The 11556-nt window shown below is 44.0% G+C and carries 13 protein-coding genes and 1 pseudogene; 1 reads left to right on the plus strand and 13 read right to left on the minus strand.

Features of this window, described 5'->3' with window-relative positions; genetic code table 11:
• Positions 1 to 27 precede the first annotated feature (27 nt).
• From pyrG to QAS77_RS06835, 3 genes are read right to left on the minus strand one after another with little or no spacing between them, the layout of a single operon-like run.
• The gene (gene pyrG, locus QAS77_RS06825) at positions 28 to 1638 is read right to left on the minus strand and encodes a glutamine hydrolyzing CTP synthase (protein WP_305064587.1); all 1611 of its coding nucleotides are present in this window, start codon (positions 1636 to 1638) and stop codon (positions 28 to 30) included.
• A gap of 19 nt (positions 1639 to 1657) precedes the next feature.
• Entirely contained in the window at positions 1658 to 2332 is a 675-nt protein-coding gene (locus QAS77_RS06830) for a DUF7524 family protein (protein ID WP_305064588.1), read from the minus strand.
• 20 nt (positions 2333 to 2352) lie between these two features.
• The gene (locus QAS77_RS06835) at positions 2353 to 2535 is read right to left on the minus strand and encodes a methytransferase partner Trm112 (protein WP_172366610.1); all 183 of its coding nucleotides are present in this window, start codon (positions 2533 to 2535) and stop codon (positions 2353 to 2355) included.
• Positions 2536 to 2679: 144 nt separating this feature from the next.
• Here QAS77_RS06835 and QAS77_RS06840 point away from each other — a divergent pair, with 144 nt between their 5' ends.
• Positions 2680 to 3624 carry a nucleoside recognition domain-containing protein gene (locus tag QAS77_RS06840; RefSeq protein ID WP_250867592.1) on the plus strand — a complete coding sequence of 315 codons (945 nt, stop codon included), beginning with the start codon at positions 2680 to 2682 and terminating at the stop codon, positions 3622 to 3624.
• Positions 3625 to 3668: 44 nt separating this feature from the next.
• On the opposite strand, the gene QAS77_RS06845 is transcribed toward QAS77_RS06840, so the two are convergent.
• The 10 genes and pseudogenes from QAS77_RS06845 to QAS77_RS06890 form a co-directional block, all read right to left on the minus strand.
• On the minus strand, positions 3669 to 4019 hold the full coding sequence (locus QAS77_RS06845; protein ID WP_250867593.1) for a F420H2 dehydrogenase subunit FpoO: 351 nt from the start codon (positions 4017 to 4019) through the stop codon (positions 3669 to 3671).
• Between the two features lie 14 nt (positions 4020 to 4033).
• Positions 4034 to 5476: a F(420)H(2) dehydrogenase subunit N gene (gene fpoN, locus QAS77_RS06850; RefSeq protein ID WP_305064589.1), complete on the minus strand. Its 1443-nt coding sequence runs from the start codon at positions 5474 to 5476 to the stop codon at positions 4034 to 4036.
• Positions 5477 to 5479: 3 nt separating this feature from the next.
• Positions 5480 to 6967 (minus strand): F(420)H(2) dehydrogenase subunit M, encoded by a 1488-nt coding sequence (fpoM, locus tag QAS77_RS06855; protein WP_305064590.1) that lies wholly within the window; start codon positions 6965 to 6967, stop codon positions 5480 to 5482.
• Positions 6967 to 8964 carry a F420H2 dehydrogenase subunit FpoL gene (gene fpoL, locus QAS77_RS06860; RefSeq protein WP_305064591.1) on the minus strand — a complete coding sequence of 666 codons (1998 nt, stop codon included), beginning with the start codon at positions 8962 to 8964 and terminating at the stop codon, positions 6967 to 6969. The genes fpoM and fpoL overlap by 1 nt, the downstream gene beginning before the upstream one ends.
• A gap of 2 nt (positions 8965 to 8966) precedes the next feature.
• Positions 8967 to 9269, minus strand: coding sequence for a F420H2 dehydrogenase subunit FpoK (gene fpoK / locus QAS77_RS06865; RefSeq protein WP_276575063.1), 303 nt, complete (start codon positions 9267 to 9269; stop codon positions 8967 to 8969).
• Positions 9269 to 9619: a F420H2 dehydrogenase subunit FpoJ gene (gene fpoJ / locus QAS77_RS06870; protein ID WP_250867597.1), complete on the minus strand. Its 351-nt coding sequence runs from the start codon at positions 9617 to 9619 to the stop codon at positions 9269 to 9271. The genes fpoK and fpoJ overlap by 1 nt, the downstream gene beginning before the upstream one ends.
• On the minus strand, positions 9612 to 9881 hold the full coding sequence (locus QAS77_RS06875; protein WP_305064592.1) for an NADH-quinone oxidoreductase subunit J: 270 nt from the start codon (positions 9879 to 9881) through the stop codon (positions 9612 to 9614). Before QAS77_RS06875 ends, fpoJ begins: the two co-directional genes overlap by 8 nt.
• Position 9882: 1 nt before the next feature.
• Positions 9883 to 10290, minus strand: coding sequence for a F420H2 dehydrogenase subunit FpoI (gene fpoI, locus QAS77_RS06880; protein ID WP_305064594.1), 408 nt, complete (start codon positions 10288 to 10290; stop codon positions 9883 to 9885).
• Positions 10291 to 10294: 4 nt separating this feature from the next.
• Positions 10295 to 11329 (minus strand): F420H2 dehydrogenase subunit FpoH, encoded by a 1035-nt coding sequence (fpoH, locus tag QAS77_RS06885; RefSeq protein WP_305064595.1) that lies wholly within the window; start codon positions 11327 to 11329, stop codon positions 10295 to 10297.
• Positions 11330 to 11334: 5 nt separating this feature from the next.
• A pseudogene (locus QAS77_RS06890) lies at positions 11335 to 11556 on the minus strand (F420H2 dehydrogenase subunit FpoD); the annotation flags it as partial.

Here is an 11556-nt window from a genome sequence, read left to right on the forward strand (position 1 = left end):
TAAGAATATGAAAGGAAGAAAGATCGCTTACTGATCTTTCTTTTCTTTGCTCTTTTTAAGCATTGCATCCATAAAGGCCTTGAAGGGTGGGGAAGGCCTGCCAGGTCGGGATTTGAACTCCGGGTGGAATTGGGATGCGAAATAGAAATCATTTGAAGGAACTTCTGCAATTTCCATCCTGTTCTTGTTCTTTCCGGAAAATACCATGCCAGATTCTTCGATCTTGTCCACATAGTTAGGGTTTACTTCATACCTATGCCTATGGCGTTCAGTAATGACCGATTCACCGTATATGGATTCAGCAAGAGAACCCTCCTTAAGAGTGGCCTCATAATCACCAAGACGCATGGTAGCTCCCATATCCACTACATCCTCCTGTTCAGGCAACAGATCGATGACCGGATAAGGGGTGTTCTCATCGAACTCACTGCTATTTGCACCTTCGAGCCCAGCGACATTCCTTGCAAACTCTATGACAGCAAGCTGCATACCCAGACAAAGTCCAAGATATGGGATGTTGTTCTCACGGGCATACTGGATAGCAAGCATCTTGCCTTCAGTTCCACGTTCACCAAATCCTCCGGGAACGAGAATTCCGTCAAACCCACTCAATTTTTCGACCTCAGTTGGATCGGCATCGAATTCTTCAGCATCGAACCAGGTTATATCGAAATTACAACCGGTTTCAATAGCTCCGTGTTTGAGGGATTCCACAATGCTGATATATGAATCCTCGAGGTGTGTGTATTTACCGACAATTGCCACATTCACTTTGCCCGTGCAATTGTTCATCCTCACGACCATTTCTTTCCATTTGGTATCCTCGACCTCAAGTTTGGATTTGAGGAGTAGCTTCTTTAAGAGGAAATTGCTCAGACCCTCATTTTCAAGCTGGAGGGGCACTTCATAAATGTCTGCGGAGTCATGTGCACTAATGACAGCCTCTACAGGCACGTCACAGAAAAGAGCGATCTTGGACCGGGTACTTTCCGTAAGTGCTTTTTTGCATCTTGCAACAATTACATGCGGAGTCAGACCCAGTTCCCTTAGTTCTTTAACAGAATGCTGTGTTGGCTTTGTTTTTTGATCCCCTTGAGAGTCAATGGGCACCAGAGTCACATGAAGGAATGCAATATTCTCAGGTGCTTCTTCCCGGTACATCTGCCTTACTGCTTCAAGGAAAGGCATACTTTCAATATCACCGACAGTTCCACCTACTTCAATGAGACAGACATCAGCACCACTTTTAGCAGCGATCCTCCTAATACGACCCTTGATCTCGTTCGTTATATGAGGGATGATCTGTACGGTCTTACCCAGGTATTCACCTTTTCGTTCCTTGTCAATGACCGTCTGATAGATCTTTCCAGTAGTTAGGTTGTGGTCCCTTGTGAGTTCAGTATCAAGGAACCTTTCATAATTACCCAGATCAAGATCGACCTCACCCCCATCTTTAAGGACATAGACCTCACCGTGCTGGTAGGGACTCATGGTACCTGCATCAATATTGATGTAGGGGTCGATCTTTATTGCTGTTACCTTATAACCTTTGTTTTTCAGATTCCTGCCGACTGAAGCCGTTGTGATCCCTTTTCCAAGACCACTCATGACACCGCCGGTAACTATGATATATTTCATATGGACTCAACTACCTCAATTACTTTTTCAACGTTGAAAGTTTAATGAACAGATATGCCATCAGTGAAGTGAACAATATAGATAATGCTATGGCAGGATAAAAGCCGATATTAATGCTGTAACTCGTATCACCTGAAGGTAATGAACGTATCAACATGTAGATAAGAGCTACGATAACAATGGATGAAAATAAAACGATGATATGTTTTATATTAATTGACTGGTCAAGAGATGAAAAGATAGTTGAAAACCTGTCTGAGAACTGCATATTGAGATCGTTCTTCCTTTGAACAGGAATTGCCTTCGAGGGTAACGAGAGACTTTCATCGATGTCAATTGGAGCAAGACCATCACCGGACCCTGCACCACCTATTCTCACAGAAAAGCTTTCGGTCTTTGAACCATAGCCAACCGTTACAGACACTTTGCCTTTGTTCACCAGGCGACCATCAAAGGGTATCCTTGCAATGACCGGAATATATTCTTCGTGTGAAACGTAAGGGTTGTCTTCAAGAAATGTCAGATTGTCATAGAGATCGTCACTTGCAGACAGATGAACATGTGTTGGGGTGCCATAGTTGATTATCACGATCTCAAAACTTTGTTCTCCACCAGGAGACAGGGGTATATCCAATATATCTGTTTCAAATTCAATGGAATTAACACCAAGACGGTTAATGTGTACCTGCTGCAAGAATTCAACCTCAGTTTATATTATTCCCGCAATTCTGGAGGGAGCATGTTAGGAATCCCATCCGTGATCGGGTAATATTCATTACATTTTGAACAATAAAGAGTTCCTGAAATAATCTCTTTCTCATCTTCTTTGGTAATATTCAGAACAAGGTCGCCTTTGCATATAGGGCACGCCAAAATATCCATGAGATCTTTCTTCATTTAATTTCACCAGACGAAAAAGCATTGCAATTCATATCAAGGTTTTGGTTTTAGACGGTCCTTTATGATACTACCGAATACACTTGCAATAAGTAGAACGCATGGTAGATAAACTTAATTTACATCTTCTATAATCATACATATATGTTCGATCTGTTCACCCGGGTTCTTGATTTTGCATTCCCCGTCATAATTACAATTTTCATTGGCCTTTTCGGGACAGGTGTTCTAATTGAGATGGGACTCATGCAAAAGCTTTCACGGTTCACAGAACCCATTTTCAAACATACCCATCTTCCACAGGCATGTGCATCCGCATTCATGGTATCCCTCGGATCCACAGTGGCTGCAAATAGCATGGTCATGAAAGTAAAGGACGAGGGGTTTATTGATGATCGCGAAATGATGTTATGTGCTATTTTGAACAGCACACCAGCTTATATAAGAGAGATATTGACCTACCAGATCCCGATAGTCCTTCCTGCACTTGGCCCTATTGTGGGGGGATTCTACGTGATGGTATTCATTATAAGTGCGGTCGTGAAAGTTAGTGTGGTCATAATTCTGAGCAGGATCTGGTTCAAGGAACATAACGGTGCATTAATAGAACCCGAAACGATAGAGAGACCAAAATTAAAAGAGGCTATTCGAAAAGCATTCAACAGACAAAAGAGGCTTTTCACTAAAATAGCCATCATTTACCTTACGATGACCACGCTTGTCTTCGCTTTGAGGGAAAGAGGTGCTTTCGAGACATTCAACGTACTGCCACTGGCAGATATATTTGGAATCCCGGCAGAGAGCATAATTCCCCTTACGACCTATATGGCAAGCCCTATCATTGGAATATCGTTACTGGGACCACTGATAAGTGACGGTGGGATAACATATCTTCAGGCAATGATAGTGCTCATGCTTGGAAGTATGTTCATGCTACCCATACTAAGCATCAGGTCGATCCTCCCACGTTATGTATCCATATTCGGACCTAAGGTCGGTTTTAGGATAGTGGCGTTCTCCACAGGAATGAGCATGGCGATAAGGTTCATCATTTTGATAATACTATTATCAATAGCGAAAATGCAATGAGATAAAAAAGAAAAAAAAGGAAAGGTCAGTATTATTACTGACCTTCAGTGATGTTCACCACACAGTTCATCCTTTTTCTCAAAGGACTCACTGGATTCTTCAAGGCATTTCAGGCATATCTTTCTGGTTTTAACAATAGACCCTTTTGAAAATGAGGGGACGTTTACCCCTACATCTTGCAACTGGGTCTTTGTACCACAAAGATCACATTTTCCAAATGTGCCTGCAGCCACTTTTTCACTAGATTCGTCATAGGCCTTTTTAGCAGCAGCCAGACAGCCGCCACAAAGACCTTTCCATACACCTTCAGGGTAGGATTGCTCAAACCTTGGTGAGAATACCCTTACAGGACATACGGTTGGAATCGATACTCCGCAAAGATCACAATCTGCCATATCTTATTCCTCCATTAGATCAATACACTTGCGGCTTCCATTGCCATGCTTACGAAAGGCTCTGGCCAGATACCTATTACCAATACACCTGCAACTGCAAGAAGCAGTGCAATGACGTATGGAAGTGGTTCTGAGACCCTATCTCCATCAGTTGGTTTTGCATACATGTACCTGACAACCCTTGCATAGTAGTACAGTGAAAGTGCGCTGTTAAGAATAGCGATCACTGCGAGCCATACAAGACCTGACTGGATGGTTGATGAGAACAAGATGAACTTGCTCATGTAACCTGCTGTTGGTGGGATACCGGACAGTGCGAATACGAACACGGTCATACTGAGAGCAGTTATTGGCATTCTCCTGCCAAGACCCTTGAAGTTGTCAAGATGGTCAGCATTTAGAATGTCCTTGTTCTCTGATGTGACCATGTAGACCACAGCTGCTGTTGCAATGAAAGCTCCTGCTTTCATGAAACCGTGTGATAATGCATAGAGGATACCACCAGTTAATGCCATAGGGGTCATGACCACAAATGCCATTGTGATGTATCCTGCCTGTGCAAGAGACGAGTAAGCAAGCATGCGTTTTACACTTGTCTGGGACAGAGCAACGATGTTACCATAGGTCATTGTCAGGACTGCGAGGATAGCAAAAGCGATCTGCCAGTCTGCCTGAAGGGCAATGAGAGCTCCTATGAAAACTTTGAAAGCTGCGATGATACCCATCTTCTTGGAACCTGCTGCCAGAAGCGCAGACACAAGGGAAGGTGCTCCCTGATAGGTGTCAGGTGCCCACATGTGGAATGGCACAAGAGCTATCTTGAAACCGAATCCTGCGATCAGCAGTACAAGGGAAAGAATTCCCATTGGGCTGTTAAGCAGAAGATCGATGTTCTGAGCAATTCCCTCAATGTTGGTAGTGCCAGTTGCACCATAGACATATCCGATACCAAGCAGCAACAGAGCAGCTGAAAGGGAACCTATGATGAAGTACTTCATTGAAGCTTCAATGGAAGCAGGGTTCTTTTTCTCGAAACCTGCAAGACCATAGGTTGCAAGACTTGCCAGTTCGAATGCAACGAACAGAACCATAAGGTCATTCGCAGATGCTACCATCATCATACCGATGGTCGCGAAGAGCACCAGTACATAGTATTCATCTGCATGGTCGTTGCCATCAGTGTATTTTACGGATGCAATACACACAAGGGTCGTAACTGTAAGGAACACTATTTTAAAGAACTGAGATAGTGCATCAATGCTCAGTGAGTTCGAAAACATCACTGCTGTGGTACCAAAGCTGCTGATGGTCAGCAGCATGGCGACGACGCAACCAAGTATTGCTATGTATCCGACTATTTTCTTAGACTGGGCTGACAGGAAAAGACCTGCCAAAAGCACGATCAAACCTGTTACCAGAATTGTGATCTCAGGTGCAAGTAACATTAGATCCACCATTGCTTAGACCCCCATTACAGCCATCAGGCTGACAATATGTTCTGAATTCGTTATCATCATATCCAGCACCGGACTTGGGTTCAATCCAAAGTACAGTACGAGAAGGGCAATGATCCCCATGGAGAACGTCTGGAAGGACGAAATATCCACGATATCACCAAGCTTTTCATTGAAAGGACCAAACATTGCCCTTTGCAATGCCCACAGGTGATATGCTGCTGTAATTACAATAGCCAGCAGAGCGATTATCACGTAAATAGGCATGTTAATGAAACTGAATGTCAACACGAGGAACTCTGCGATAAAACCGGTAAGTCCCGGCAATCCAAGTGAAGCCATGAAACCAAGTACCATGATCACTGTGAGCTTAGGCATCTTCTGTGCAAGACCACCGAGATTATTGATGATACTTGTACCAGTTTTGGTCTGGATCACACCACATGACATGAACATAATGCTCATGATCAACCCGTGTGAGAACTGCTGGAACATTGCACCGGATATTGAAAGGCTCACAAGACCTGCACAACCAAGGGTTACGTATCCCATGTGGCTGATACTGGAATATGCGATCATTCTCTTAAGGTCCTTCTGTGCGAGTGCAAGGAATGCACCGTAAATAATGCTTATTGCACCAAGAGCTCCCATGATAGTTATCATAAGGCTTGGAGTTGCTGTGAATGGCAACATTGGAAGCATTACCCTGAACAATCCATATCCACCGATCTTGAGCAATATAAAGAGCACACTGCCTGCGGTAGGTGCTTCAGAATATGCATCCGGTAACCAGGAATGGAATGGTACTACAGGTGTCTTCACAATGAAACCGAACAGCAATGCAAGGAAGATCGCATCCCTGGCAATTTCGGATTCCAAGAACTGGAACTGACCTATAAGGTAAGCCATATCCATATTTGGAACTCCGTTAAGAGACCATGCATTGTAGTACAATCCAAAGATACCCAACAGCATCACAAGAGATGCTACGTGAGTGTAGATGAAGAACTTGATAGCTGCATGTTTCTTGTTGGCTCCTCCCCATATATTGACCATGAAGAACAATGGTACAAGGGTAAGCTCCCAGAATACGTAGAACAGGAAGAAGTCCAGTGATACGAAAACACCGATGACTGCACCCTGCATTGCAAGAATTAGAGCATAGAACCTGTTAGGTGCTGCTCTGACATCATTCCAGGTGTAGATGATCAACAGTGGAATGACTATTGCATTGAGCAATATAAGAGGCATGGAAACACCATCGACACCAAGGTGATAGGTGATACCCAATGAAGGGATCCAGTTAGCCGCTTCTTCGAACTGCATTGCTGCAGATGTACTATCGAATGAGAAGTACATGTACATTGTCAGGACCAGGGTAATAAGAGTACCCACTAGTGCGGATATCCTTGCCTGCTCCTTTGTTTTTGTAAAGAATGTTACGGCTGAGAACAAAATTGGGATCAGCACGATCAAAGATAATATTGGTAACATTAGAAGACCTCCATGATCAGCTTGACCAATATTACCAGTAGTCCGACTCCTGCAACAACAACTGCTGCATAATCCTGTATAACTCCGGTCTGGAATTTCCTGAGGGAGTCACCTGCCTCAATAAGGAAAGTACTGGTTCCGTTGACAAGCCAATCCAGCATTTTGTCTGAATAGAAGCTTGCAAGTGCAAGACCTTCATAGATGATCTTTACGGAAAAGATCTCAACAAATATCTGATGCTGGTAGTATCTGTTATAGAGTAACTTGTAAACAGGATTTTCACTTGATACGATTCTGCTCATGTCAATGACCCTCTTGTTGTAGATCAGATAAGCGATCACAAGACCCGCAACTGCTACGATCAGAGGCATCCAGAGGATAAGAAGTGGTTCGTGCCCATGAGGCCCAAGATGATAGCCACCGAGTTCTGCAAGTGCATTCATATCAAGATGTTCAAAGTTCGATTCAATGAACGTCATGAACTTACCTCTGGTAAGTGCACCGAAGATCACTGCGAGGACACCAAGTGTCGCCAATGGAATTGTCATGGATGAAGGGGACTCGTGACCACCATAGTCACTCCTTGGCTTTCCTGTAAAGGTCATAAAGATCAACCTGAAGATATACAGGGATGTAAGGAACGCAGCTGTGATAGCGAACAAGTATGGCATCCAGTTACCGGTCTGTGTTGCGAACAGGTATGCGCCTTCGATTATCGGATCCTTACTGAGGAAACCACTGAAACCAATGCTGGTGCCAGGAATACCAAAACCTGCCAATGCAAGTGCTGCTGCGGTCATTGTAGCGAATGTTATAGGCATTACTTTACCTACACCACCGAGCTGCCTCATGTCATGTGTACCTACAGCGTGAATAACACTTCCTGCACAGAGGAAGAGCAATGCCTTGAAGAATGCATGGTTGATGAGGTGGAACATTGAAACTCCAACAGCCTCTGCACCAATAACTGCACCAAGACCAAGACCAAGCACCATGTAACCAAGCTGGCTGATAGTCGAGAAAGCAAGAACTCTCTTAAGATCGTTCATCACGAGACCCATTGTTGCTGCAAACAGTGCAGTGAACGCTCCAAGTATTGCAACGACAATCAAGGTGTTTGGTGCTGCAAGGAACATTGGGAATGTACGTGCTACAAGATAGACACCAGCTGTAACCATTGTTGCTGCGTGGATAAGTGCTGAAACGGTAGTTGGACCTTCCATTGCATCAGGAAGCCACACATGGAGTGGGAACTGACCTGACTTACCAACCGCACCACCGAAGAACAACAGTGTTACAAGGGTCAAATGACTTACTTCCATACCAAGGATCGTTGAGTTGATCGCAACGAGGTCAGGTATGAACTTGAATATCTCTTCGAACTGAAGGAGATAGACACCTTCTGGAAGCTTGCCTTCAAGTATTGCGAATATGTCTGCGAAAAGCAGAACGATACCTGCAAGGAACATGACATCTCCGATCCTGGTGGTCAAGAATGCCTTCTTTGCTGCTGAAGCAGCTCCAGGCTTGTGGAACCAGAATCCGATAAGCAAGTATGAGCTAAGGCCAACAAGTTCCCAGCAAACGAAAAGCTGAAGAATGTTGTCTGAAAGGATCAGACCAAGCATTGCTGCTGTGAAGAGTGCGGTCTCTGCAAAGTAACGTGGCTTTGCAGGGTCATGTGACATGTAACCCACAGCATAGATGTGGATGAGCAAGCTCACAAAAGAGACCATTGAAAGCATTACCGCTGCAAGCGGGTCGATCAATATTCCGAGATTGAGTATTGCAAACCAGTGAACAGATTGTGTTACAACATGTCCGGGGTTAGCTAACAGACCTGCTGTGATAGAAAGAGAGATCACACAGGATATCGCTATTGCAATGATCGGAATAATTGCACCACCTGAGGGTAACTTCTTCCCAAGGAAGAAAGTCAGCACAAAGGCGAGTGCAGGGAGTAGTGGTATTAAAAATGCAAGATTTTCCATTGCCATTTTTACCACCTCAATATGTTAAGTTTATCGACATCGATCATATCTCGCATCCTGTAAATTGACATGAGTATTGCAAATCCGATAGCTGCTTCTGCTGCAGCAATTGCAATGGAGAACAGAGCAAATACCTGTCCTGTCATATCGTCATTGTAACTTGAGAAGGCAACAAGGTTAATGTTTGCGGAGTTTAGCATAAGTTCCACGCACATCAGCATCCTGATACCGTTCTTATGTGTCATCAAACCATAGAGTCCTATGGAGAACACGATAGCTGAAAGAGCCAGATACCAGTTTAATGGGATCATCAGTTATCATCTCCTTTTGCCATGTATATTGCACCGATCAATGAAGAGAGCAATACTATGGAAAGTATCTCAAATGGAATCACAAAGTCTGTGAATATCAATACACCCAGCGCTTTGATGTTACTTTGGTCAGCAATATTCTGTGGAAGCTGATCCACCGTTGTCCACCCGGTACCATATAATGATACAAAGATCACCGCAAGGAACAGAGCCGCGATGGTTAACCTGAACATCGTATCAAGGACCCCTCTCAAAGAAGGTGCCTCTATGTCCAGCAACTTTACGATCTGTTTCTTAGGATGGAACTGGTGAATGAATGAATCCAGAATTGTTGGACGATCATTAGTCATTGTTCTCACGCCCCATTGTTTTCTTAGTCAGCATCACTGCGAACAGTATAAGAACTCCAATTGCTCCTACATACACAAGGATCTGGACAACACCCAAAAACTGTGCATTCAGCATTATGTAAACAGCGGCTACTGTGAACATAGAGATGATCAGTGCAAGTGCTGCACGGACTATATCCCTTGTTACTACTGAAAGGATCGCAAATGAGATCAGTACAAGAGCAACGATCAAGAAAATGATGCCTTCGATTATACCTACCATTTCACTCACCATTCTCCCCTACCGGAGTTTCACGTGCTAACATGTCCGGAGTGTACAATAATTCTTCATGGGTCAATCTGATCACACCAGTTGTGTAGACCTTTGTGCTTGAAAGCGCATCTTTTGGACACTGATCGATACAAAGACCACAGAACATACAGTGGCTAATATCGATAGCAGGGAACCATCTTGTTTTGTCACTGTCTTTGCTTACCCTTGCCCTTACGATCTTGATCGCACTGTTGGGGCAGGTGTTTGCGCAAATACCACAGCCTATACATTTACTTTTATCAAGTTTTTGAAGCCCTCTGAACCTGTCAGGTAATTCGGTGGGCACCTCAGGATACCTTCTGGTAATAGGGGGCTTGTAGATATTCTTAACAGCTCTAACAATATTTTTCAATACCATGGTATCACATTCCCAGATAAATGCCCAGCATTATTGCCCATCCAAGGTTCAATAATGAAAGTGGGAGAAGTCTTTTCCAGCTCAGGTCAACAACCTGATCGATCCTGAACCTTGGAACAGCCCATCTAAGCATGATGATGGTCAGTATAACGAGAGCAACCTTCAACAGATAGAATAATGTTGGAAGGAAGATTCCAAGTATCGTGACATTTGTCAGGAATGAAGGGAGGTTCCAGCCACCGAGGAACAACAATACAACAAGCATTGAACCAAGGATCAAGTGGATATATTCAGCAAAGAAACCAAGACCGAATCTCATACCAGTGTATTCTGTTATCCATCCTGCGACCAGTTCTTCTTCAGATTCGTTCTGATCGAACGGAAGACGACCCATATCGGCCATCAATGCAATAAAGAACACGATGAATCCGAGAGGTTGAAGGAATATGAACCAGATCGGACTCTGTGCCTGTGCTATCTCAATAATGTTCAATGAACCTACCATTACAGCCACACTGACTATAGTGATGCCGAGTGGAACTTCATATCCGATCATTCTTGCAAAGTTCCTGAAAGCACCAAGAAGTGAATACTTGTTGTTGGAACTGTATGCATACATGAAAGCACCGATAATAGAGATCGAAGATACTGCTTCAATATAAAGAAGACTTATATCCATCTCAGTACCCACGATCGGGTACTCAACACCGTTAACGAAAACTGCACCGAATGGAATTGCGACAAGCATCATGAACACTGAGCCCATGAGCACGATCGGTGCTGATACGAACAGTAAGCGATCTGCTTTCGATGGAATCAGATCTTCTTTGGTCATCAGCTTGATAGCATCGGCTACAAGCTGGAATATACCAAATGGACCTACATATTTAGGACCAAGCCTGAACTGAATATCGCCTGATAGTTTACGTTCGAACCAGACAACTACCATAGCACCGCCGAAGACTACACCGATCAGACAAAGACCGATCAGAGTGCGAACCCAGGGATTGAAAAGAATATCTATAACTTCTGAAGACATCATGATCACCTGTCCGCCTCACTCGTACATCCGTCCATGCTACCTGCAATTGCAGCCACATCAGCAAGAGTAGTGCCTTTTATCAGTGGAGGCAATGCCTGCATTGTTGGATATACCGGTCCCCTTATCTTTACACGATATGGTTTGTCAGAACCATCTGATACCATATAGAATCCCATTTCTCCACGCGGATCTTCTACCCTGTGGAAAACATCTCCTTCAGGAAC

Source organism: Methanococcoides sp. (assembly GCF_030594565.1).
Classification (GTDB): domain Archaea; phylum Halobacteriota; class Methanosarcinia; order Methanosarcinales; family Methanosarcinaceae; genus Methanococcoides; species Methanococcoides seepicolus.

What these genes read in the sequence shown, in the direction of transcription:
- QAS77_RS06840 (WP_250867592.1), top strand. Translation starts at nt 2,680, where the DNA reads ATGTTCGATCTGTTCACCCGGGTTCTTGATTTTGCATTCCCCGTCATA.
- fpoN (WP_305064589.1), bottom strand. Translation starts at nt 5,476, where the DNA reads ATGGTGGATCTAATGTTACTTGCACCTGAGATCACAATTCTGGTAACA.
- fpoJ (WP_250867597.1), bottom strand. Translation starts at nt 9,619, where the DNA reads ATGACTAATGATCGTCCAACAATTCTGGATTCATTCATTCACCAGTTC.
- QAS77_RS06835 (WP_172366610.1), bottom strand. Translation starts at nt 2,535, where the DNA reads ATGAAGAAAGATCTCATGGATATTTTGGCGTGCCCTATATGCAAAGGC.
- fpoH (WP_305064595.1), bottom strand. Translation starts at nt 11,329, where the DNA reads ATGTCTTCAGAAGTTATAGATATTCTTTTCAATCCCTGGGTTCGCACT.
- fpoM (WP_305064590.1), bottom strand. Translation starts at nt 6,967, where the DNA reads ATGTTACCAATATTATCTTTGATCGTGCTGATCCCAATTTTGTTCTCA.
- QAS77_RS06845 (WP_250867593.1), bottom strand. Translation starts at nt 4,019, where the DNA reads ATGGCAGATTGTGATCTTTGCGGAGTATCGATTCCAACCGTATGTCCT.
- fpoI (WP_305064594.1), bottom strand. Translation starts at nt 10,290, where the DNA reads ATGGTATTGAAAAATATTGTTAGAGCTGTTAAGAATATCTACAAGCCC.
- pyrG (WP_305064587.1), bottom strand. Translation starts at nt 1,638, where the DNA reads ATGAAATATATCATAGTTACCGGCGGTGTCATGAGTGGTCTTGGAAAA.
- QAS77_RS06875 (WP_305064592.1), bottom strand. Translation starts at nt 9,881, where the DNA reads ATGGTAGGTATAATCGAAGGCATCATTTTCTTGATCGTTGCTCTTGTA.
- fpoK (WP_276575063.1), bottom strand. Translation starts at nt 9,269, where the DNA reads ATGATCCCATTAAACTGGTATCTGGCTCTTTCAGCTATCGTGTTCTCC.
- fpoL (WP_305064591.1), bottom strand. Translation starts at nt 8,964, where the DNA reads ATGGCAATGGAAAATCTTGCATTTTTAATACCACTACTCCCTGCACTC.